Source organism: Rickettsia endosymbiont of Villa modesta (genome assembly GCF_964026485.1).
Classification (GTDB): Bacteria; Pseudomonadota; Alphaproteobacteria; order Rickettsiales; family Rickettsiaceae; genus Rickettsia; species Rickettsia asembonensis.
Genome location: NZ_OZ032157.1, coordinates 275,293 through 298,006 on the forward strand (window position 1 = coordinate 275,293; position 22,714 = coordinate 298,006).

The window sequence follows — 22,714 nt, forward strand, 5'->3', positions numbered from 1 at the left end:
AAGTTGGCAAATGAATATTTAGATGAGCGAATAATCAATGTTCTTATGGATAATTAATATCTAATACTACCAATTCTTCAGGTAAAAGAAGTATACAAGTATCGCTGGAAAATTTTCAGACGGTAAGCTTACAAAAGTAAGGCCATTCAGAACTCCGCATCATTCATGCTCGCTTGCTGCTATGGTCGGTGGGGGTGTGGGAAAAAAAGTAAAGCCGGGTGAAATTACGCTTGCTCATAACGGCGTATTATTTTTAGACGAATTACCTGAATTCCCACATAATGTTATTGATTCCTTAAGACAACCTATTGAAAATGGTGAAATATTGATTTCAAGATCAAGTACTCATATAAAATATCCAGCGAATTTTCAGTTAATAGCAGCTATGAATCCTTGTAAATGCAGTTATTTGGGTGATCCTTATAAAGAATGTATGAAAGCCCCCAAATGTGCTAGCGATTATCAAATGAAAGTTTCAGGACCTATTATGGATAGATTTGATTTGCATATAGAGGTATCAAATATTAATATTTATAATTATGATTTGATTGCAGATAACTCTGAGGAAGAATCTGAGTATATAGCTGCAAGAGTCGAGAAAGTGCGTGTGATTCAAGAAAAGAGATATGAGGGTTATAATATTAAAACAAATAACAGATTAGACGGGCAGTTGCTAATAGATTACGCTATGCCGGGGGATGAAGGCAGAGATTTACTTAATGAAGCAGCAAATAAATTTCGTTTATCAATGCGTGCTTATAACCGAATACTCCGAGTAGCACGTACGATTGCCGATCTTGAGAATGAAAGTAAGGTCTTGAAAATTCATATTGCTGAAGCTTTAAGCTACCGTTAAATGGAATTTAATAATATGTAATTAGATAAAGAGGTTGCTGTATGGTTGCCTATGTCATTCCCATGTTGCATTGTTGCGTGGATCGAAAAATCCGTTCGGTGTCATACCGTGGCTTGACCACGGTATCCGAAAAACAATAAAAATACTAATAATTTTAGTATTTTTGACTGGATCCCGCGATCAAGTCGCGGGATGACAGAGGTGAAATTGATCCACGCAACAAGGTCTACGCGGGAATAACATAAACGAGCCACGCAACAATGCTTTCTCGCAATGACAAAAAAATCAATTAATATTTAAATATGACAAAAATTTACTTTATAGCCGGTGAGGTATCAGGCGATTTTATCGGTGGTCGTATAATGCAGCATTTAAAAAACAATACAGGAATATGCTCCTGTGAAATGAAGAGTAGTTATATGAAGTTCAGCCGAGGAGTGGAGCATATATTAAACGTTCAGCATTCAAGGACTTATAAAGATGACGCAGCCAATTTTGGGGATTCAACGAGTATAAAGTTTGTCGGTGTTGGCGGTAAATGTATGGAGGAAGCCGGTAGCTTTAAAAGCTTATTTCCTATTACTTCCATAAATTTAATGGGTTTTGTAGAAATTTTGCCTCATATTTTTAAGCTTAAAAAATTAATTGATAAAACTGTGGAGGATATAATAAATAGTAAAGCCGATTTATTAATCACCATAGATTCACCGGGGTTTACTTATCGTGTGGCAAAGCGAGTAAGAAAACTTTTACCAAAGCTGAAAATGATTCATATCGTTGCACCGTCAGTTTGGGCATATAAAGAGGGTAGGGCAGTAAAATACGCTAAAATTTATGATTGTTTATTTGCTTTACTACCGTTTGAACCTCCATATTTTACTAAAGTCGGTCTTGACTGTAGATATATAGGTCATCCGATTATGGAGCAGGAGTTTTATAGTGATAAAATAGCTTTACGTGAAGAGTTTAAAATAGATGAGAATGAGAGAGTTTTATGTGTTACTCTTGGAAGCAGAAAAGGAGAGATTCTAAGGCATTTACCGGTTTTTATTTCTTCTATTGAAGAAATATTCAAGAGTTGTAATAATCTTAAAGTTATATTTACTCTTGCAAATCCTGCTCATGAGGCAATAATAAAGCCGTTTTTAGAAGATGTTAAGTTTAATTATTTATTTTCAAGTGAAAGACTTAAAACTTATGCTGTTGCGGATGCAGCTTTAGCAAAATCCGGTACTAATACTTTAGAGATAGCAGCTTCCGGTACTCCTATGATTGTGGCTTATAAAGTTAATCTTATAAGCTTTTTTATTATCAGGCTATTGATAAAAATAAAATATGTTACGTTGATAAATATTATAGCAGGTAGCGAAATAATTCCGGAATTTATCCAATTTAATTGCCGAGCTAGTCTTATGAGTAATAAGCTTCAAGAGTTATTATTTAATTCTAAAAAAGCGTATGAGCAGGTAACAGAAAGCCAAAAAATTTTGCAGCAATTAGGATTTAAATCAAAACGATTACAGCTAAAATCAGAAAGCTTTAGACACGATGAATTTAAAGGTACGCTAGCTAAGCGTACAAAAGTACGTGAGCACAGGCTTAGCTTAGAAAATTCGCTTGTATCAAGTGATCGAGATGATGCTATACCTTCTTATATAGCTGCAGAAATTATTAAACAGGAGTTTTTAGAACCTAAAATATAAGTCTTGAACCGGTGGTCCACAACATTTTCTGAATTATAATAAACATTAATATTAATATAATAACAAAATATATTTCCATATTTTTTCTTATAGTATTAAGTTGTTTCATTAAAATTTCTAAATCATTGGAAATTTTTTTGTATTCCTCATTGTTGTCAGAACGCATTGTTGTCAAGAAACCGGATAAGTTTCCTAACTTATTTTGTAAAGCTTTTAACCTTTCAGTATGTTCTTCGTGTTTTAGATCGGTATTGTGATCTTGTATCATAATATATAATGCCCATTATAAGATCAGTATTAACGCCGGTATAGTAATATGAACTATGAATAAAGATTTATATTTTTCGTTTGTAATAAAAATTCTAACTTTTCATTTTACAGGAGTATACTATTGTTATAGTAAATTGGTTTACGTTATTAATTTGTTGCTTGTTAGTCATCTAATTTTAATATTTTAATTACCAAATATTAAAACTATTGATTTATTTAGCAAAAACTATATAATTTAAATTCAGCAAATATTTAACTTCAACCAAACTTTAAGTTAGTTTTACTATATGTTATTTCAAATGTCAAGAAAAAACCATATTTCGCGGTAATTTTTTTATCAATATTTCTAAGTCTTATAAAAATAATAGTTATTATGTTAAAAAACCTATTAAAAACTAAACTTTTTTTAGTTATAGTATCTCTAACTATATTTATTACTTTGCTAAATTTTAGTATATTTTATATTTTTGTGCCGGGTGATCTTACTCAAAATAAAACGATAATTATTGAACCTAAATTATCCGTAAATCAAATAGTTACAAAACTTTATTCTAATGAAGTAATCAAATATCCGAGAATTTTTAAGGTAATTGCTAAAATTTATTCTATAAAAAGACCTCTTAAAAACGGTGAATATGTGTTTACTCGTAATATATCGCCTCTGCAAACTTTAAGAATATTAGCAAGCGGTAAATCTATAATACATAAGATAATTGTCCCGGAAGGTACGGTAGTTAGTGAGATTATAAAAAAAATTAATGAAGAAAATCGTTTATTTGGAGAAATAAAAGGGATAATACCGGAAGGGTTTTTAATGCCGTCAACGTATTTTTTCTCTTATGGAGATCAAAAAGAGCAGATAATCGATCAAATGAGAAATTTAATGTCTGCTAATTTAGATAAGGTAATGCAAAATCTTTCACCGGACTCTCCGTTAAAAACTAGACTTGAAGTATTAACTCTAGCTTCGATAATTGAAAAAGAAGCCGGCTCAAATGCAGAAAAGCCTATTATAGCAGCAGTATTCATTAATCGTTTAAAGAAAAATATGAAGCTACAAGCCGATCCGACTACTATATATGCTTTGACTGAAGGAAAATTTAAATTAGTAAGAGCTTTAACAAAAAAAGATTTATTGCAAGAACTGCCGTATAATACTTATTATATAAAAGGTTTACCGCCCGGTCCGATTTCTTGTCCGTCGTTAAAATCTTTAGAAGCAGTGGTAAAACCCTCTAAAACGGATGCATTATTTTTTGTGGTTGACGGTAAAGGCGGACATAATTTTTCTAACAATCTTAATGATCATAATAGATTTGTTGAAACTTATCGAAAAAGTTTGATTAAAGTACCTGATCCGGAAATTGACCCTGAAACACCATCTACTCGATGAACTTCAAAAATTGGCTACGTTGTCTTATAAGATCTGCGGTACTCACGTATTAAGTATACGCTGCGTTCCTCTCCTTATAGACTCCTTGCTCTTTTTGAAGTTGATCTTCGTATATTTTTATCCATTTAACGGATGTTATCATGAATAATACAGAATTTAGTAAAATAGCCGAAACAACAATTGCATATATAGCCGACAAGATAGAAGAGCAAGATAAAGAAGCAAGTATAGACGTGGATTTACAAGGTGATATATTAAATCTTGATACTGATAAGGGTATATATGTAATAAATAAACAAAGTGCCGCCAAAGAAATTTGGTTATCGTCACCGGTTAGCGGTCCTTATCATTTTTTTTATGAACAAGGAAAATGGAAAAATAGAGCAGAATTTGAGCTGATGGATATTTTAACTAAAGAGCTTAGGATTGAATTTAATAACGTATGAAAGATTTTGAAACTGCCGATAGTGCCGCAAAAATCTATGATTTAATAATAAAAAATGCCCCTGATGATGTATCTATATTTATTGATGTTGACGATACTATTATTGCTCCTAAATCAAAAACTTTTAAGAAGCCGCCTTATAATAAAATGATTGATAGAATTAAGGAAAATAAAAGTAATTATGATAATTATGAAGAAATTGTCAGTAATTGGCGGCTTCAGCGAAAAGTAATATTAATTGATGAAGAGTGGGTAGAAGTTATAAACAAGCTCAAGGCAGAGTTTCCTGTTTATGCTCTTACACAAATGAATACGGGAGAGTTCGGCAATATTCTTTCGATGCAAGATTGGCGATATTAAGAATTAAAGAGTCTAGGTATAGAATTTTCAGATAATGAAGAATTAGCAGCGTGTAATTCAGGACAAAAGGATGATGCTATTTGTTATAAAGGGATATTTATAACAGGTAATCATTCAAAGAGCGGTACTTTATCAAAATTTTCTGAAGCACTAAATGCTAGTTTTATTGTATTTATTGATGACCGTGAAAAGCATGTTGAAGATGTAAGAGATTATTGTAAAAAGAATAATATTGGATTTTTAGGTATTTTATTTGACGGGCTTAAACATTTAATGGGAGAACCTGATCCAAAACTCGCCGCATTTCAAGAATCATATTTAATAGAAAACGCTAAATGGCTTGAAGATGATGAAGCTTATAAATTAATGGTAGAAAGTAATAATTAAATAGAATACATGCCTACATAGATATCGTCATTGTGAGCAGCTATTGTTGCGTGGAGCGGTAAACCTACTCGATGTCATTCCTGCGAAAGCAGGAATCTAGAAAAAATAGTCTTAATACTGACAAAATAAACCTAAAAAAATAAATTTTTCATAGATTTTACTGGATTCCCGCTTTCGCGGGAATGACATAAAACGCTCTATGTAACAACGTTGGTCAAGCCACGGGATGACAGAGGCGAAACTGCTCCATGCAACAATGCCACGCAGGAATGGCATCGAGAGTCGTACAACAATCTAAATAATCTCTAAAATCCATGAGTTTTGAAAATGTACTTTCTAAAAAATTTTTTGATAATATTCATAATTCTAATTCCAAATCTAGTATTAGCAAATACTTATCGGCAGGTAAATTACAAAATAACACCTTTGTCTAACATGCCTGTTTCAGCTATTAAAGTTGAAACGGAAATAATAGGCGATATGAGCGGTGAAGTTATTTTAGATTTACCCTATGCTTGGGCAAGCGGTTCATACTATCAGCAAATCAAAAATGTTAAGCTAGAATATCCAATTGGAAAGTTGCAGTTTAGAAATCAAGACTCGAATGAAGTTATTTTAAATACGGGAAAAATCAATATTATTCGTTTAAGCTACGAAATATATCAAAAAACCGGTAATCCTTGCGATGTTCACGAAGCAATAATTAGACAAAATTTAATTCATTCACCGGGTTATGGGCTTTTTGCTACTCCCGGCGATTTAAATGGAAATGACATAGTAGAGTTTAATATTGAATGGAATAATATTCCTGATAGCTGGAAAACAATATCAGATTATGGTCTTGGTAAAAGCGTGAAATTTAAAGTTACGCCGATTGAATTATATAGTGCCGTTTATGCAGCGGGTGATTTACGTATTTACAAAATTGTCGATCAAAAAAATCCTGTATATCTTTCTCTGCATGGTCAGTTTGATCTTAAAGATGAAGAAATAGCTTCTTATATAAATAAAATTATCAAGGGACAAAGAGCATTTTTCCATGATAATGATTTTCCTTATTATCTAATAAGCTTAATCGAGGGGAATCAACCTAGACATATGGGCGGAACGGGCTTAACTCATAGTTTTACCGCGTTTATTCCTCAAGGTGTGGATAAACGGGATTATATACTTCTTTAACTTGAAAAGTTGGAAAATGAATATTTAGATGAGCGAATAATCAATGTTCTTATGGATAATTAATATCTAATACTACCAATTCTTCAGGTAAAAGAAGTATATAACGTTGCTTGCTCATGAACATCTGCATAATTGGATAGGTAAGAAAATACGTAATAATTTAGAAGACGAAGCACTAAATTATTGGTGGAGTGAGGGTTTACCGATTATTATTCACGTGTTTTAGCTTTGCGTGCCGAAGTTATAACGCTTGAAGAGTTTGTAGAAGCATTTAACCAATTCTTTCAGGATTATTATTTATCACCTGTAATAAATGAACCTAATAATTTAATCAAAACAGATTATTGGAAAGATTATACAGTAGAGAAATTACCGTATTATCGTGGGTTTGTTTTTGCACTTTATTTGGATAATCTCATTAAAGAGAATAATAGGAGTAAATCGCTGGATAATGTTATGCTTGATTTATTTAAAACCTCAAAAGAACAAGAATTTTCAAGCGATTATTTTAAAAAAATAGTTAAAGATTATGTTCCAAAAGGATAGATAAAGAGATAAACGAATATATAGAACAAGGTAAAACTATAGATTTAGCTGATGTTGCTAAAGTGCTGCCGATTGAGAAAATAAAAATGGGGGCATATGATCGTGGTTTTGATAAAGATGCTTTAATAAATAATTATATATACTTCTTTTACCTGAAGAATGGTAGTATTAGATATTAATTATCCATAAGAACATTGATTATTCGCTCATCTAAATATTCATTTTCCAACTTTTCAAGTTAAAGAAGTATACTTCTTCAACATGAAGAGTTGTTAAAATGATTAGGCACAATGGTTTGAAAATTGTCATTTACCAATGAAGAAATTTTATTTTTATATTTTTCAATATTTTCAAAAAATATTCGTATAGAATCAGTAAATGTCTCAAAATTCGCATAAAATTTATTGTTACTTACAACAGAATGCATAAATTTCCACAGTCGTTCAATTGGATTCAAATTAGGACTATATGCTGGCAAAAATAGTAACTCTATTTTACTGTATTGTAGATATTCTTTTACCTTTTTTGACCTATGATATCCAGCATTATCGCATATCAAATAAATCTTACTTTTATCTTGATTATTTGCTTCTAATTTCTTTAAAAATTCAATAATATAATCACCATTAACCTTAGGATTGTCAGTTGTTACTACCTCTAAATCCTTAAGATTAATAGCACCAATAATATGTTTACGCTTCCAACCACTGAAACTTGGTAATGTTTTAACTACATTCTTTCTAATCCAACCAAATTTTGCTCGAGTTTGGTATTGAGGATGAACACTATCCATAAAATAAATAGACTCATCTTTAGCTAAATTATTTTTTAGCAAACTATACTTCTTTAACTTGAAAAGTTGGAAAATGAATATTTAGATGAGCGAATAATCAATGTTCTTATGGATAATTAATGTCTAACACTACCAATTCTTCAGGTAAAAGAAGTATATATTGCAGCTTAAATTCCTCTTGCTTAGCTAAATCTATTTTTCCAGGCATTAACTTAGGTTTCTGATAACTAAAACCAAGTCTGTGTAACAGCTTGATTACCCCAGCTAATGTATAGATTACTCCATATTGACGTTCTATGAACAAACCTATATCTCTAGCATACACATAATTATTATTTTCTAGATGAACTATTAACTCTGCTTCCTCCTGTCTAGTAAGTTTACTATCACTACCGCCATTTCCAGGCTTAAGCTTCTGAGCATTATGATAATCTATTAAATGTTTTCTTATCCCTTCATCACTCAGTAATAACACTTTCGATATCTCATCAATACTATAGCTATCATCATACGTGAGAACAGCTTTGATTCTATCACAAATCCTCTTATCCCTTTCGCTTCTATGGTAAAGCTTTAATTCTTCTTTTTCTACTGATGTTAATTTTCTATAAATCCATTCTTACTTAATAACACTTGCTGACTTCTTTGACAATTTTTCATTTACTAGAGGTATATTAGAATCAGCATGAGCATTTTTAACTATAATTTCTGCATCTATATCTTTTAGCGACTCTTTAATTCCCAATATAATCTCGGTCATTGCAGCATGTTCAAGCGGAACAATAATTGCTACTTTTTTTTGATCCGCATAAATTGCAGCTGTGATAAATAAAACAAAAAGAAAAGAAAAAAATTTTTGAAAAATATTAGAGATAAACATTTTAATATCCTGTCATAAGTTATAATTTAATAATCAAAATCTAAATTTGCATATAGCAAACATATAAACGCAAAAAATTATCTACGCCAACGCCAATTTTGTATTAAACTATTAACCTTTAAAGATATCATAAATATTTTTAACTGTAGAAATGTAAAGTAAAGATAAAAAACTTATCTTTCTTTGACTAGAAGCTAAATAGTCAAGAAAGCTCTACCTTAGAGGCTATCTGTAAATAAATTTTAAGGCTAATTAAATTATTTTTTGCTGCAAATAGTAAGATTTATTTGAAATACAAATAATATTCTTTCAAAAATCTTATCAATTTTTGCTAAAAAAGCTCTTTCACTACTAATTAAACTTATTTATAGATAGTCTCTTAACTTTTAATGTTAAGCACCATTTTAAGATTATGTCAATAACCAATAAATAGTATTACCTAAAAGAATTGCCTGAGATAGCCATACTTCAATGTCATTCCCGCGTAGGCGGGAATCCAGCATAAAGCGAGATAAATCGAGCTTTTAATTTTAAAAACTTGCCGTATTTATGTTTTTTTACTGGATTCCCGCCTACGCGGGAATGACATAAACGAGCCATGCAACAACGCCCTTCGCTCCTCGCAATGAAGATTCAGTACTTATGCAGCAAGGCTTGCAAAATGAAAAAGAAATTCATTTCTTAAACTATGTATTTTCTGTTTGTTCTAATACCGTTTGCCCTATTAATTGCGATAGAACATCTTGACCTGCAGTCCAACTTATAGGCGGCTCTTCACCTGTTAAACCGGTATCATAACGATCATTAATTTTAAAAAAAATTAATGCTTTGGTAATGCTAAGTCAATGAAAATTTAAAAATGTTTTATTGAATCATTCATTTTAACAATAAGCTTTAATTATTAATAAAGTCTATTCAACTTTAAATGTAGTATATATATATAATACTTTATATTTAATCAAGCAACTTTATTAAAAATTAAATATAATAATGCTACAACCCTTTAGTTATCAAGAATTAAGGCTAATAAATAATTAATTAAAAGTATAAAAACGATGAGTAATAGAATAGTAAAATTACCAAATTGCGAGAATATAGTAGGAGAGGTTAGTTTTTTAGGAATTAAACCTTGAGTATAATTTATTTCATTTAGATTTAGTTTTTTTATTGTTCTACCAAAAGGATCTACTATAGCTGAAATACCGTTATTTGCTACTCTAATCATAGGTAAACCATTCTCTACGGCTCTACTTCTACTAATATGAAAATGCTGATATGGACCGCTTGATTTACCATACCACGCATCATTTGTAATATTAATTATTACATCGGCTATTTCATTATTCGTCCGTACAAAATCAGGAAAAATAGATTCATAACAAATTAAAGGTTTAATTTTAAGATTATATTTTTCAAGATAAACAAGCCCTCCGTCTCCTTCTTTATAATCAATTAAACCGTGAGTTAATTTCTTAAACGGTAGTATCTTTTTAAGAGGCATATACTCACCGAAAGGTACTAAATGTGATTTATGATATTCAAATAATTTATGATCATTTTTATCAAGAGCATACATAGCTGAGTAAAGTTCAAACTCATCACCTTGTTTTTTATTATCCGAGATCCCTCCTGTTATCAAAATAGCATTTGTAGAATTTAGCATTTTTAGTAATTCTGATTTAACTTGCGGTATATCATCAGGTACTACTAATGCTGCTTCAGACCAAATAATTAAATCGGTGGGTTCGGAATTTTCCGATAAATTAATATGTAGCATTAAATTATGCCAAAATTCTTCTTCATTCCATTTTTCGGTTTGAGGTATTGAAGGCTGTACTAATCGTACTTTTATATCAGTGAAATTTGTAGGGTTATTACTTAGCCTTACTGCTCCATAAATGACAATTACGGTTAATATTAAGACTGAACTAGCTAGTAATATTTTTAACTGAGTAAATTGTTTGCTAAATAAAGGATAAGCTGATGTAGAAATATATATAACTATAAAACTAAGTCCATATATCCCTATTATACTTAAAGGCTGTATTAAAATATCTGAAAACGAGAAAGCATAGCCGATCAAATTCCAAGGAAGACCGGTAAAAATCCATGAACGTATCCACTCAAATAATACCCAACATAAACAGAATATAAATTGGTAATATTTATTATTTTTAGCAAAAAAACTAAGCATACAGCTTGCCGATATAAAGAAAGCTAAAACTATAGGTAGCCCAAATAACGCAAAAGGAATTGCCCACCAAAAATCCGCAATATAAACGCTAACACCAATACTTATCCAATATATTCCACTTAAAAAATGCCCAAAACCGAATAAATAACCAAATTTTGCGGCTTCTTGCCAATTTTCGGATTTTTGAACTATATTACATAAGTAAGATAACGTTAATAATGCCGGTATAAAGAAAGTGGGAGCAAAAACTAAACCGCTTAACATCCCTAGCAGTAAACATATGATTTTAGGTTTATACATTTTTATCGATTATTTGTTTACAAAATAATACATCATGCTATCATTTCAGCAAGTTTTAATATAATGAGTAAATAAATGACTACAGGATTACTACAAGGAAAAAAAGGCTTAATTACAGGCATTGCAAATAATATGTCAATATCGTGGGCGATTGCACAGCTTGCTAAAAAACACGGAGCAGAGCTATGGTTTACTTATCAATCGAAAGTACTAGAAAAACGCGTTAAACCACTCGCTGAGGAAATAGGTTGTAATTTTGTTAGCGAACTTGATGTTACGAATCCAAAATCAATTAGTAATTTATTTGATGATATAAAAGAGAAATGGGGTAGCTTCGATTTTTTACTTCACGGTATGGCTTTTGCCGATAAAAATGAATTAAAAGGACGTTATGTTGATACTAGCTTAGAAAATTTTCATAATTCTTTACATATCTCATGTTACTCTCTTTTAGAACTCTCGAGGTCCGCAGAAGCCTTAATGCATGACGGCGGAAGCATTGTGACGTTAACTTACTACGGTGCTGAAAAAGTTATACCTAATTATAATGTCATGGGGATTTCTAAAGCTGCACTTGAGGCTAGTGTAAAATATCTAGCAAACGATTTGGGAGAAAATAATATTAGAGTAAACGCTATTTCGGCAGGACCTATCAAAACTCTAGCATCTAGTGCAATAGGTGATTTTAGTACTATGCTTAAATCTCACGCTGCAACCGCACCGTTAAAACGTAATACTACCCAAGAAGATGTCGGAGGAGCAGCAGTATATTTATTTAGTAATTTATCTAAAGGTGTTACCGGTGAAATTCATTATGTAGATTGCGGATATAATATTATGGGAAGTAATAAATTATAAATTATTGTTCATAGATAATTAAACGTGTTCGATGTCATTCCCGCGTGGCGTTGTTGCGTGGGCCGGTAAATGCTCTTTATGTCATTCCCACGAAAGCGGGAATCCAAAAAAAAAGTATAAATACAGAAAATTTTTGAAATTAAAAGCTCAAATAATTTCGCTTTTTTTCTGGATTCCCGATTTTAGCTAGGAATGACATTATAATCCGTGATTTCTTTTTTTGAGATGTTCAGGTTTTGGAGGAACAGGAGGTTTTTTGGATTTTGCCTGAACCTTTTTAGCTTCTGACGGCAATGCCGGATTATTTAATCTATTTAACTCTTTTTTTAACTGTTCTTGTACTTCTACCTTTAAAGGAGTATGAGAATTTTTAATTTCACTATTTATTATTTTTCCTATTTTCTCAAGATTTTCTTTAGAAATAGAATATGATTTTATACTTATATAATTAACAATCTTTGACCACCAAGTTTGTCTTTTATCTAATTCTTGATGTATTATATCTACTAAATCATTTTTTTTGAATGTTAATATATAATCAGAAGCTCCTTCTAAGGATTTAGATAAATGCCTTTTTATTTCTTCTCGTCTCTTATCTTCAATACTTACCTTTTTGTCTTTCTCTAGTGTTGTTATTGCTTTTTCAATTATTGAAGATATCTTAGTCTCTTTTTCTTCACTTGCTTTATTTTCTAAATTTTCTTTGGTATTAAAATGTATATTAGTTCCTATTTTAGCATCTACTAATTGTTTAACATACTTACCGTTAGGAGCAGCTATTCCTCCTTCTATTTTCAATGCTTCTTCCGGTGATTTTTTATATATTTTCTCATATATTTCTGATTCTCGAAAAAGTGGAGCATATAATAAAAAATTAATACTTTGAGCTATTCTACTATCCACTAAATCTTTAGAATTTCTTTTAGGATAAAATTTTTCTTGTAAAATACGATAGTGATCTAATATTTCCTGGGTTATATCTTTTACATCAAGAGATTGTAATTCTCCTTTATCATTAAATTTTGCTTTCATACCTGAGCGTTTTGCTTCCAACAATAATATTCCTTGAAAAACTTTATTATTAGGAGTACGACAAACAAAATTAGGATCATTATCCGGCATTAATTCATTTGCATTTTCCATTATTGCTTGATTGAGCTTATGTAACTGTTCCTTATTAAGCTTTTTATCTAAAAAACTTATAAAAGCTTCCCTTTGTTTTTGCTTACTTGCAGTACTAAAAGCCTGCTGCATCTTTTGCAAAACATCAAAATCAAAATTTTCGTTACCTATTTCTTTGATAACTAAATTTGCTAAATTTTTTGTTTCAGTATTCACTGTTTCTTTTTTATTTTTTGTAGCCATATTTAATATTAATCTAACTTATAATTATTTAAATATAAATGATAGATTAAATTAATTTCTAGAGGTTTTTACTATATTTATAATCAACACTTTAAGACAGTATCTAGAAAGTCATACTGTACTTTCGCTATTTCCTAGAATTTCTATTGATACTATCTCACCATCTGGTTGACTATGATTTACTAGCTCTAATATATTTGAAGATGTTAAATTGCTAATATAAACACCTTTTACATCATTTAATATAGAATTAAATACATAACTATCTACTTCATCGCCCTTATTAATATCATAGTATGGTTTAAATTTTTCTAATTCACTTACTTTTTTAAACCTCTCTGACTTAAATAATTCTTTTGCTACATCATGCTCTGCGATATATTTACTTACAAGTAAAAACATTATGCTTTGTGCTAAGCTATTTTTAATATAAAATTCTTTTAAGCATTCAATAAAATTTTCAAAAAAACTTACTTCTTCAATTAATTCTTCAAAAGGAATTTGACAATCATGGAACAATTCCTGATATAATTTTTTCTGCAATTCCTCTTTTTCAATTAGTTCTTCAAAAGGAATTTGACAATCATGGAACAATTCCTGATATAATTTTTTCTGCAATTCCTCTTTTTCAAAGTTTTTCAAATAAAAATTATCTACTAATAACTTGTAAAGTTCAAGTATCCTGCTAGGAAAGTTAATTTTTAAAGTTCCTTTTTTATCAACTTCTACAGCAAAATTGTTTCTTTCTGCTTGCAATAATAATATTTCTTGAAAAACTTTATTATTAGGAGTACGACAAACGAAATTAGGATCATCATCCGGCATTAATTCATCTGCATTTTCTATTATTGCTTGACTGAGTTTATGTAAGTGCTCTTTATTAAGCTCTTTATCTAAAAAACTTATAAAAGCTTTTCTTTGTTTTTGCTTACTTGCAATGCTAAAAGCCTGCTGCATCTTTTGTAAAATCCCAAAATCAAAATTTTCGTTATCTATTTCTTGGATAACTAAATTTGCTAAATTATGTGATGCTTCATCACATAATTCTTCTCTTTCTAAGTTTCTTTGACCTAACCCGAAATAAACATTGAACCCTGATTCTTTCTTTTGAGCTAATCTAGGATATTTTTCTTCAATTTCTCTAGGTTTACTAATACAAGAGAGCATAATTTCTTTTAGCTTCATATAATTTATTCCTTAAATTTAATAAGGTGTATTATATTTAGTTAAAAAATATTAACAAGCACTTATATTAAAGATTAAGATAAATTAATTTTTGTTAAGAGGGTGATGCAATAATGCTTTTTTTAGATGATTAGTTTGAAGATGAGTATATATTTGGGTAGTTGATATATCAGCATGACCGAGTAGCTCTTGAATTACTCTTAAGTCTGCTCCGCCCTCAAGTAAATGACTTGCAAAGCTGTGGCGTAATATATGAGGAGAAATATGTTCAGGGTTAAGATTGGCATAAAGAGCAGCAGATTTTAATAGAATTGCAAAATTTTGCCTAGTCATATAACCTGCTAAAGCTGATGAAGGAAATAAATAAATTAGATTTTTTGGTTTAGCTTTATTCACAAAAACATCTCTAATTGCAAGATATTTAGCAATAGAGATAACTGCCTGTTCATTTATTACTATGACTCTTTCCTTACTACCTTTACCAAGCACCGAAAATATTTTTCTTACTTCTCCTTTAGAAGTTTTATTAGTCAGAATATCAGTAAGCTTAAGACTAACAAGTTCTGAGACTCTAAGACCGCTAGCATAAAGCAAATGAATCATAGCATTAAGCCGTATACCTTCAGGAGAATTATCTTGCGAGCAATATTCAAGTAACGATTTAATTTGATCTATAGACAATATTTCAGGAAGTTTATTTTGGTATTTCGGTAAATCTACGTTAAGAACCGGATTAAAAGCAGTATGATTTTCGCTAATTAAAAATTCATAGTAGCTTTTTATAGTTGAGATTTTTCTGTTGATTGAGCGTGCTTGTAAATCATTACTTGCTAGATACTCAATCCAATCTCTAACATTTTCTGTGGTAATATTTAATTCGGATAATCTTTGTTTAGCAAGATAGTTTTGAAAATCGAATAGGTCACGCTTATAGCTAAGTATAGAATTTTTTGATAATGCTCGCTCGGCTAAGAGCATTTCTAGGAATTGCGAAATAAATTCCATAAGATGTGTTAATTTTTATATTGGAGGCCAGGGTCGGAATCGAACCGACGAATAGAGGATTTGCAGTCCACGGCATTACCACTTTGCTACCCAGCCGAATCAGTATCATACCACAATCCTAGGTCATTCCCGCTTTTGCAGGAATGACCTAAATATACTTCGAGTAAATGAAGAGTTGGTATACGAAGCTCAATTTGGAAAAGAGCAAGGCGTTTTGAAGCTTTTAACCGCAGCGTACATACTAGTACGTGAGGATTAAAAGCAAAAAACCACGTAGCCAATTTTTCAAATTCAGCGAGTATACTACCAACATCCATCCAAAAAAGCAACTATTTTTATACTAAACTCCTAATCCTTGTAGGATATTTAAACGATTTATCCTTCATAAAATTCAGGAACTGGCTAACGGAATCCACTATATCGTCATTTTTAATATGAGGAAAATTCAGTAATTCCTTTAAAATTATGCTTGATTGTTTGGGTATTAAAACACTAGCTGATTGAAATAAAGGAACTACCGAGGCGAATCTTGTAACTTTATCGAACCTTGGCTTAATCCCAATCACTCCAATATTATCGCCTAAAAACCCTATATCTTGAATCAATTGTTGACCGCTTGCTTTATCCTCGATTAATATAAATTTTGGCTGATATTCTCTAGCCAATTTTTCCGTTATATTTTTAAGCTCAGGATAATTAATTTTTTTCCGTACTAATGATACTAGATAATATTTCTGCTCAAGAATCCCCCATATAGTACAAACACTATAATCGGAATCTTCAGAAATTTTAATTGCCGTATCCCAGCTTTGTACAAAATAATCAAACTTCTCAGGCAGATTTTCATAAAAACTAATATCTTCTATATTAAGCAGCGATGACCCTATAGCTATAGGTTCTTGCAAATATTGAGCATTATAATTATAGCTACCTATTTCCTGCTCTAATTTCATTAAACAGTCAGAAGGTTCTTTATAGCTATCTAAAATCTCACCGCTAAAATATTGATATTCTTTATTCATTAATTTAAAAGAGTAATCTTGAATGCTAATCGCCGGAATCTTTAAATGATGCCATGAATTGCTACTATTAAGTAGATAACCGGATAAATCATCACTATGAAGACGCTGCATAACTAGAACTATCGCTCCCTTATTACGATTATTTAGTCTGCTAACAAAAGTTTGCTCAAACCAATCTATAACTTTCTTACGTATTTTATAAGAATGAATTTGCGTAGGATTATGAGGATCATCGATAATTAAGATATCACCGCCCTCACCTGTTGCCGATCCTCCAACCGATGTTGCAAATCTAAAGCCGTTAGCTGTCGTTAAAAATTTACTTTTTTGATTATGGGTTTTACTAAAGATAGTATTCGGAAAAAGTGCCTTATACCAATCGGAATTTAAAATAAACCGACAATCTAGCGAGTGCTTAATACTTAATATCTGCGAATAGCTAGCAGCCATAATTCTTTTGGTAGGATTAACTCCAAGTAAATAAGCAGGCCAAACAACACTAACACAAATAGATTTTAAGCTCCTTGGCGGTATATACTTCTTTTACCTGAAGAATTGGTAGTATTAGATATTAATTATCCATAAGAACATTGATTATTCGCTCATCTAAATATTCATTTTCCAACTTTTCAAGTTAAAGAAGTATATTGATTATTAAACAATTAATATCACCGCTTTGCACGGCATTTAGATAATCGGTAATTATTCTTATATGTTTACTTGGGTAATACTCTACTCCCGGATTAATAGTATTAAATACCTTAATGATAAAGCTATGAAAATCCTGCCGTAAAATAGAATTTAAGAGTTCTTTAGAGTGGAGCATGTTATTATATCATACTGTGACTTACTGTCACCCCGTGGCTTGACCACGGGGTCCAAAAAATAATTAAAAAAAACTGGATACCGTGGCCAAGCCACGGTATGACATATATCACAAATTATCATTGCCATTAATCCCCTATAGTATATAATTTTGAAAAATAATATGTTTATTTATGAAGTTACTACGAATTGTTTTTATCACGATCATATGTACTTACTCTTCTATATTTGCAGAAAATTTAGAGTCGGTTAATACAACCGAAGACATTGAAAATGACTTATTTATCCCTCTTGATGAAAATCATCCTGTTTTAAACTCAAACGATAATATTAATGATAGTTCCGAGTTTAAGAGCTATACAAACGGTAAAATTATTGCTCTAAATAAAATTACTGCCACTTCTGAAGAAATTAATTTTAAAGTTGGAGAGGAAAAATATTTCGGTAATATAAAAATCAAATTGCATAAATGTATAAAAAACCTTGATCCGTATAATGAAGATAATTATTTACTGATGACCATAACAGAATATAAAATAGATGAAGATCCTAATTTACTCTTTCAAGGATGGATGATTTCTTCAAGCATCTCACTTTCAACATTTGAACACCCAATCTACGAAATTTTTGCTAAAGATTGTTTTTAATTGAAATGATAAATTATTTAACTTCAACTTTAATATTCCTAATTCCAAGCCTTGGAATGGTAGCGGGCTTATCGGTTGCAGCTACTGTAACAATTTTTTTGCTGAGTGTTGTCATAAAGCAGTTTATGTCATTTCCGCTATCTCCTATGTCATTCCTGCGAAAGCAGGAATCTAATAACAATGTCATACCATGGCTTGACCACGGTATCCATAAAATAATTAAAAAAAATTGGATCCCGCGATCGAGTCGCGGGATGACAATGTTATTCACTGCTTGGTGCTTTATATCTTGTTTACTTGCAATTCATCCTATTAATAGCTTAGCTACTTTTACTCAAGTTTTCATACTTTTATTTCTCGGCTTTGCAGTTAGTAATTCTGCTCCTTTCGGGAATCGTTTACAGCTCAAAAAAGCTTTAACACTCGGAATTCTCACGGCAATATTATTATTCTTCATTGAATATTCTTCTCATGGTTTTTTAACAAGAACATTCAAAGCTAGTTTTGGCTTATATATGCTAGATCGTGGTTGTGCTTTACTTTCAATTACTTCTTGGGTAGCGATTATAATTTTACTCTCTAGCGGTAAAAGAAGACACGCATTAATGCTATATATATTAGTGCTTTATTTATTAAGTATTTCTGATAGTTTAGCGAGTTTTTTAGGCTTTAGTATAGGCGGAGTAATATTTATTTTAGCAAGAGTTATAAAGCCGATATTTTTCAAATTAATTGCAATAAGTTTAATTACCGGCTCGTTGCTATTCCCCGTTATAGCTAAACAAATAGAACCACGAGATTTATCTGAAAAATATTTAGCTACACAACCTTCCGCTGCTCATCGTTTATTTATTTGGCATTTTGTTGCAAATAAAATCATCGAAAAACCGATTTTAGGCTATGGCTTTGCTTCTTCTAAATATATCAAAGTCAATAATAGTGAAATGATAAATTACAACGGAGAAAAATGGCATCCTTTGCCGCTACATCCTCATAATAATATATTACAAATTACTCTTGAACTTGGTATAATAGGACTAATATTATTTTTATGCTTAGTTTATAAATACTTAAAACAAATCGATCATATAAAGAGTTCTAATTTTAGAGCAGCTTCTTATTCATGCTTCATAAATTACTATATTCTCGGCATGATTTCATATAATATTTGGCAAATATGGTGGATATCAAGCGGTATTTGGGTACTAGTTTTAATGAAGTTACTAGTTAAACCTGATATTATCGTTGATAATTGATGCTATTTGGTATAGAAGTAAGTGTTTGATGTCATTCAAGCAACGGCGGGAATCCAGTAACCTTTGTTGTCATCCCGCGACTCGATCGCGGGATCCAAATAAAAATGTAATTTTGGATACCGCGGTCAAGCCGCGGTATGACACTGAAAAACTTGGATTCCCGCCGTTGCTTGAATGACATAAACCGCACTTATACTCATACAATAAAAACATATGCTACAAAATTCAGAGCTTTTACAAGAATATCTACCGATTGCTATATTTTTCGGTATTGCGGTATTGGTTTCCGGCTTAATAATGATTCTACCTAACCTATTATCGACAAAGAAATATAATAAAGATAAGCTAGAGCCTTATGAGTGTGGTTTTGAACCTTTTAGTGATGCAAGGTCAAAATTTGACATACGTTTTTACTTAGTTGCTATTTTATTTATTATCTTTGACCTTGAAATCGCATTTTTAGTGCCTTGGGCTATTAGCCTTAATATGATAGGTAAAATAGGCTTTTTCTCAATGATATTTTTCTTATTCGTACTTACTATCGGGTTCATATATGAATGGAAGAAAGGAGCTTTAGATTGGTAGTAAAATCTCTATGTCATTCCCGCGGAAGCGGGAATGACATAAGAATCGTGCAACAAACCAAATTAAACTTCGTATTTAATTTATTAAGAATAAACATGCATAATAACTTTTATCAAGAAGACGAATTATTAAATAATGAGCTTTCTAATAGAGGATTCTTACTCACTAAAGTTGATGACGTTATAGGCTGGGCGAGAGCTAATTCCTTATGGCCTATGACTTTTGGGCTTGCTTGTTGTGCTGTTGAGATGATGCAGGCAGCAGCAAGTAGGTATGATATGGATCGCTTCGGTATGTTATTTAGACCAAGTCCAAGACAGTCCGACCTTATGATAGTTGCAGGAACGCTTACTAATAAAATGGCACCGGCTCTACGTAAAGTATATGATCAGATGGCTGAGCCTAAATGGGTGCTTTCAATGGGTAGCTGTGCTAATGGCGGCGGCTATTATCATTTCTCTTATTCGGTAGTGCGTGGCTGTGATAGAATCGTACCGGTTGACGTATATGTCCCTGGCTGCCCTCCTACCGCCGAAGCATTAATTTACGGGCTTATGCAGTTACAGAAAAAAATTAAACGCACTACAGGTTTTAAGTATGACGCTAGACAAACTCATTGAAAAACTTGCAGCTAAATCTAGCATCTTAATAACTCCGGTCACGGTTAAAGATTACCTAACTTACAAAATCGAGCCGAATTTTTTATTACCTTTTTTAAAAGCTTTAAAAGAATCGGAAGAACTACGTTTTACTGTACTTACTGATTTATTTGGGGTTGATTTTCCTGAACGATGTCATTCCCGCGAAAGCGGGAATCCAGACAAAATAACCTTAATAAATAAAAGATTTGAAATAGTATATAATTTACTAAGTTTAAAGCTCAATAAACGCCTCATAATTAAAACCCATGTTTCTGAAAAAGAAAACATACCTTCAGCAATGAATATATTTAGTGCCGCTTGTTGGTATGAGCGTGAAGTTTACGATATGTACGGGGTAAATTTCGATGGCAATGATGATAAAAGACGAATACTCACCGATTACGAATTCGAGGGACATCCATTACGTAAAAATTTCCCGTTAACCGGTTATACGCAGGTTAAATATGATGAGAAACTAAAGAAAGTGGCTTATGAGCCGGTCGATTTAGACATAGAATATCGTGAGTTTGATTTTAGCTCTCACTGGCATAGCCCGACTTATGTATTACCTGGGGATGAAAAGGCCGGGAAGTAATAACGTCATTGCGAGCAGCCATAGGCTGCGTAGATTATTTTATGTCATTCCTAGCTAAAAGCGGGGATCCAGAAATAGAATGAATGTCATACCGTGGCTTGACCACGGTATCCAGAAAAAATAAAAAAGACTGGACCCCGTAGTCAAGCGAACTAGGTGACAGTAGGAAAATACTATGACTCACAACACTAAAACTATAACTCTAAATCTTGGTCCGCAGCATCCGGCAACTCATGGAGTTTTAAGGTTAATTCTTGAGATGGACGGGGAAGTAGTAAATAACGCCGATCCTCATATTGGGTTACTGCATCGTGGTACGGAAAAGCTTATTGAGCATAAAACATATTTGCAGGCTATACCTTATTTTGACCGCCTTGATTATGTTTCGCCAATGTGCCAAGAACATGCGTTTGCTTTGGCAGTCGAGTCGCTACTAGAATGCGAAGTCCCACGAAGAGCTCAGTTTATCAGGGTACTATTCTCAGAACTAACAAGAATTTTGAACCATACTTTGAATATTGGCAGCCAAGCTTTAGATATCGGTGCTACTACTCCTTTATTATGGCTTTTTGAAGAGCGAGAAAAGATTATGGAATTTTACGAGCGTGTTTCCGGCTCTCGTATGCATTCAAACTACTTTAGACCTGGGGGCGTTGCAGAAGATTTACCTGACGGTTTACTTGAAGATATAGATAAGTTTATAGAGCAGTTTCCTCCTAAACTTCATGATATTGAAAGTCTATTAAATGAAAATAGATTATGGAAACAGCGGCTAGTAGATATCGGCGTTGTGTCTCAAAAAGAGGCAATGGATTGGGGGTTTTCAGGACCGATGCTTAGAGGTTCAGGCATAGCTTGGGATTTACGCAAGTCAAACCCTTATGACGTTTACGATGAAATGGACTTTGAAGTACCAATCGGCAAAAACGGTGATTGTTACGACAGATATTTTGTTCGTATGCTTGAAATGTATGAATCTATTAAGATAATCAAGCAATGTATAGAGAAAATGCCGAAAGGTGCAGTTAAAACTGATGATCCTAAGCTTACACCACCGACAAGGGCTAAAATGAAAGAATCTATGGAAGCAATGATTCATCATTTTAAGCTCTATACAGAAGGGTATGACGTTCCTCTAGGCGAGACCTACAAAGCAGTAGAAGCTCCTAAGGGTGAGTTTGGAGTATATTTATACTCGCAAGGAGGAAACAGGCCTTATAGATGCCGAATTAAAGCCCCAGGCTTTGCTCATTTGCAAGGACTAGATTTTATGTCTAAAGGTCATTTAATGGCAGATGTTATTACTATTATTGCAACGCTTGATATAGTATTTGGTGAGATAGATAGGTAGACTCGTTTAATTTGAAAAATTGGCTTCGTTGTTTAATATTTTTTGATCCTCACGTACTAGTCGCTGCGGTCAA

26 protein-coding genes, 1 tRNA gene and 2 pseudogenes are annotated in these 22,714 nt (G+C 31.9%); 15 read left to right on the plus strand and 14 right to left on the minus strand.

Annotated elements, in window-relative coordinates; all coding sequences use genetic code 11:
* The first annotated feature begins 100 nt into the window (after positions 1-100).
* From AC5584_RS01485 to lpxB, 3 genes are all read left to right on the plus strand, one after another.
* The gene (locus AC5584_RS01485) at positions 101-856 is read left to right on the plus strand and encodes an ATP-binding protein (protein WP_499217086.1); all 756 of its coding nucleotides are present in this window, start codon (positions 101-103) and stop codon (positions 854-856) included.
* Positions 857-926: 70 nt separating this feature from the next.
* Complete coding sequence (locus AC5584_RS01490) at positions 927-1,052, plus strand: hypothetical protein (protein ID WP_499217102.1); 126 nt, start codon at positions 927-929, stop codon at positions 1,050-1,052.
* A 106-nt stretch (positions 1,053-1,158) separates the two neighbouring features.
* Positions 1,159-2,559: a lipid-A-disaccharide synthase gene (gene lpxB, locus AC5584_RS01495; protein ID WP_499216611.1), complete on the plus strand. Its 1,401-nt coding sequence runs from the start codon at positions 1,159-1,161 to the stop codon at positions 2,557-2,559.
* Here lpxB and AC5584_RS01500 read toward each other — a convergent pair.
* On the minus strand, positions 2,549-2,827 hold the full coding sequence (locus tag AC5584_RS01500) for a hypothetical protein (RefSeq protein WP_499216612.1): 279 nt from the start codon (positions 2,825-2,827) through the stop codon (positions 2,549-2,551). The genes lpxB and AC5584_RS01500 overlap by 11 nt on opposite strands.
* A gap of 375 nt (positions 2,828-3,202) precedes the next feature.
* On the opposite strand from AC5584_RS01500, the gene mltG reads away from it, so the two are divergent.
* The 3 genes and pseudogenes from mltG (at position 3,203) to AC5584_RS01515 (ending at position 5,414) form a co-directional block, all read left to right on the plus strand.
* A complete protein-coding gene (mltG, locus tag AC5584_RS01505) occupies positions 3,203-4,222 on the plus strand; it encodes an endolytic transglycosylase MltG (RefSeq protein WP_499216613.1) in 1,020 nt (339 codons plus the stop codon).
* 140 nt (positions 4,223-4,362) lie between these two features.
* Complete coding sequence (cyaY, locus tag AC5584_RS01510; protein ID WP_499216614.1) at positions 4,363-4,668, plus strand: iron donor protein CyaY; 306 nt, start codon at positions 4,363-4,365, stop codon at positions 4,666-4,668.
* Positions 4,665-5,414: pseudogene (locus AC5584_RS01515) on the plus strand (DUF2608 domain-containing protein). Before cyaY ends, AC5584_RS01515 begins: the two are co-directional and overlap by 4 nt.
* A 111-nt stretch (positions 5,415-5,525) precedes the next feature.
* On the opposite strand, the gene AC5584_RS01520 reads toward AC5584_RS01515, so the two are convergent.
* Positions 5,526-5,690 (minus strand): hypothetical protein, encoded by a 165-nt coding sequence (locus AC5584_RS01520; protein WP_499216615.1) that lies wholly within the window; start codon positions 5,688-5,690, stop codon positions 5,526-5,528.
* Positions 5,691-5,894: 204 nt separating this feature from the next.
* On the opposite strand from AC5584_RS01520, the gene AC5584_RS01525 reads away from it, so the two are divergent.
* Both AC5584_RS01525 and AC5584_RS01530 read left to right on the plus strand, forming a co-directional pair.
* Positions 5,895-6,593 (plus strand): hypothetical protein, encoded by a 699-nt coding sequence (locus AC5584_RS01525; RefSeq protein WP_499216616.1) that lies wholly within the window; start codon positions 5,895-5,897, stop codon positions 6,591-6,593.
* Between the two features lie 228 nt (positions 6,594-6,821).
* Positions 6,822-7,139, plus strand: a complete 318-nt coding sequence (locus AC5584_RS01530; protein WP_499216617.1) for a hypothetical protein — start codon at positions 6,822-6,824, stop codon at positions 7,137-7,139.
* Positions 7,140-7,395: 256 nt separating this feature from the next.
* On the opposite strand, the gene AC5584_RS01535 is transcribed toward AC5584_RS01530, so the two are convergent.
* The 5 genes and pseudogenes from AC5584_RS01535 to lnt all read right to left on the minus strand — a co-directional run bounded on the left by AC5584_RS01535 (position 7,396) and on the right by lnt (position 11,306).
* Positions 7,396-7,974, minus strand: coding sequence for an IS630 family transposase (locus AC5584_RS01535; RefSeq protein ID WP_499216618.1), 579 nt, complete (start codon positions 7,972-7,974; stop codon positions 7,396-7,398).
* Positions 7,975-8,038: 64 nt separating this feature from the next.
* On the minus strand, positions 8,039-8,407 hold the full coding sequence (locus tag AC5584_RS01540) for a helix-turn-helix domain-containing protein (protein WP_499216619.1): 369 nt from the start codon (positions 8,405-8,407) through the stop codon (positions 8,039-8,041).
* A 144-nt stretch (positions 8,408-8,551) separates the two neighbouring features.
* Positions 8,552-8,812, minus strand: a complete 261-nt coding sequence (locus AC5584_RS01545) for an ABC transporter substrate binding protein (RefSeq protein ID WP_499216620.1) — start codon at positions 8,810-8,812, stop codon at positions 8,552-8,554.
* A gap of 686 nt (positions 8,813-9,498) precedes the next feature.
* Positions 9,499-9,618, minus strand: a pseudogene (locus AC5584_RS01550) (negative regulator of beta-lactamase); the annotation flags it as partial.
* Positions 9,619-9,815: 197 nt separating this feature from the next.
* Complete coding sequence (gene lnt, locus AC5584_RS01555) at positions 9,816-11,306, minus strand: apolipoprotein N-acyltransferase (protein ID WP_499216621.1); 1,491 nt, start codon at positions 11,304-11,306, stop codon at positions 9,816-9,818.
* 75 nt (positions 11,307-11,381) lie between these two features.
* On the opposite strand from lnt, the gene fabI reads away from it, so the two are divergent.
* A complete protein-coding gene (gene fabI, locus AC5584_RS01560) occupies positions 11,382-12,164 on the plus strand; it encodes an enoyl-ACP reductase FabI (protein ID WP_499216622.1) in 783 nt (260 codons plus the stop codon).
* A 198-nt stretch (positions 12,165-12,362) separates the two neighbouring features.
* Here the strand turns inward: fabI and AC5584_RS01565 are convergent, their stop codons facing one another.
* From AC5584_RS01565 to AC5584_RS01590, 6 genes are all read right to left on the minus strand, one after another.
* Positions 12,363-13,529 (minus strand): DUF5410 family protein, encoded by a 1,167-nt coding sequence (locus AC5584_RS01565; RefSeq protein WP_499216623.1) that lies wholly within the window; start codon positions 13,527-13,529, stop codon positions 12,363-12,365.
* A gap of 111 nt (positions 13,530-13,640) precedes the next feature.
* A complete protein-coding gene (locus AC5584_RS01570; protein ID WP_499216624.1) occupies positions 13,641-14,714 on the minus strand; it encodes a DUF5410 family protein in 1,074 nt (357 codons plus the stop codon).
* A gap of 84 nt (positions 14,715-14,798) precedes the next feature.
* Positions 14,799-15,719, minus strand: a complete 921-nt coding sequence (xerD, locus tag AC5584_RS01575; protein ID WP_499216625.1) for a site-specific tyrosine recombinase XerD — start codon at positions 15,717-15,719, stop codon at positions 14,799-14,801.
* 21 nt (positions 15,720-15,740) lie between these two features.
* Positions 15,741-15,815 (minus strand) — tRNA-Cys (locus AC5584_RS01580).
* Between the two features lie 239 nt (positions 15,816-16,054).
* Positions 16,055-17,191 carry a phage terminase large subunit gene (gene terL / locus AC5584_RS01585; protein ID WP_499216626.1) on the minus strand — a complete coding sequence of 379 codons (1,137 nt, stop codon included), beginning with the start codon at positions 17,189-17,191 and terminating at the stop codon, positions 16,055-16,057.
* Positions 17,192-17,375: 184 nt separating this feature from the next.
* A complete protein-coding gene (locus AC5584_RS01590; protein WP_499216627.1) occupies positions 17,376-17,567 on the minus strand; it encodes a hypothetical protein in 192 nt (63 codons plus the stop codon).
* A gap of 172 nt (positions 17,568-17,739) precedes the next feature.
* On the opposite strand from AC5584_RS01590, the gene AC5584_RS01595 reads away from it, so the two are divergent.
* Both AC5584_RS01595 and AC5584_RS01600 read left to right on the plus strand, forming a co-directional pair.
* The gene (locus AC5584_RS01595; RefSeq protein ID WP_499216628.1) at positions 17,740-18,213 is read left to right on the plus strand and encodes a DUF2155 domain-containing protein; all 474 of its coding nucleotides are present in this window, start codon (positions 17,740-17,742) and stop codon (positions 18,211-18,213) included.
* A gap of 5 nt (positions 18,214-18,218) precedes the next feature.
* Entirely contained in the window at positions 18,219-19,469 is a 1,251-nt protein-coding gene (locus AC5584_RS01600; RefSeq protein WP_499216629.1) for an O-antigen ligase family protein, read from the plus strand.
* A 31-nt stretch (positions 19,470-19,500) separates the two neighbouring features.
* Here the strand turns inward: AC5584_RS01600 and AC5584_RS01605 are convergent, their stop codons facing one another.
* On the minus strand, positions 19,501-19,650 hold the full coding sequence (locus AC5584_RS01605) for a hypothetical protein (RefSeq protein WP_499216630.1): 150 nt from the start codon (positions 19,648-19,650) through the stop codon (positions 19,501-19,503).
* Positions 19,651-19,682: 32 nt separating this feature from the next.
* Here AC5584_RS01605 and AC5584_RS01610 point away from each other — a divergent pair, with 32 nt between their 5' ends.
* The 4 genes from AC5584_RS01610 to nuoD all read left to right on the plus strand — a co-directional run bounded on the left by AC5584_RS01610 (position 19,683) and on the right by nuoD (position 22,641).
* Positions 19,683-20,054 carry an NADH-quinone oxidoreductase subunit A gene (locus AC5584_RS01610; RefSeq protein ID WP_045812498.1) on the plus strand — a complete coding sequence of 124 codons (372 nt, stop codon included), beginning with the start codon at positions 19,683-19,685 and terminating at the stop codon, positions 20,052-20,054.
* A 95-nt stretch (positions 20,055-20,149) separates the two neighbouring features.
* The gene (locus AC5584_RS01615; protein ID WP_410526772.1) at positions 20,150-20,674 is read left to right on the plus strand and encodes a NuoB/complex I 20 kDa subunit family protein; all 525 of its coding nucleotides are present in this window, start codon (positions 20,150-20,152) and stop codon (positions 20,672-20,674) included.
* Positions 20,652-21,290, plus strand: coding sequence for an NADH-quinone oxidoreductase subunit C (locus AC5584_RS01620; RefSeq protein ID WP_499216631.1), 639 nt, complete (start codon positions 20,652-20,654; stop codon positions 21,288-21,290). Before AC5584_RS01615 ends, AC5584_RS01620 begins: the two co-directional genes overlap by 23 nt.
* 175 nt (positions 21,291-21,465) lie before the next feature.
* Entirely contained in the window at positions 21,466-22,641 is a 1,176-nt protein-coding gene (gene nuoD / locus AC5584_RS01625) for an NADH dehydrogenase (quinone) subunit D (RefSeq protein WP_499216632.1), read from the plus strand.
* The last annotated feature ends 73 nt before the right edge of the window (positions 22,642-22,714 follow it).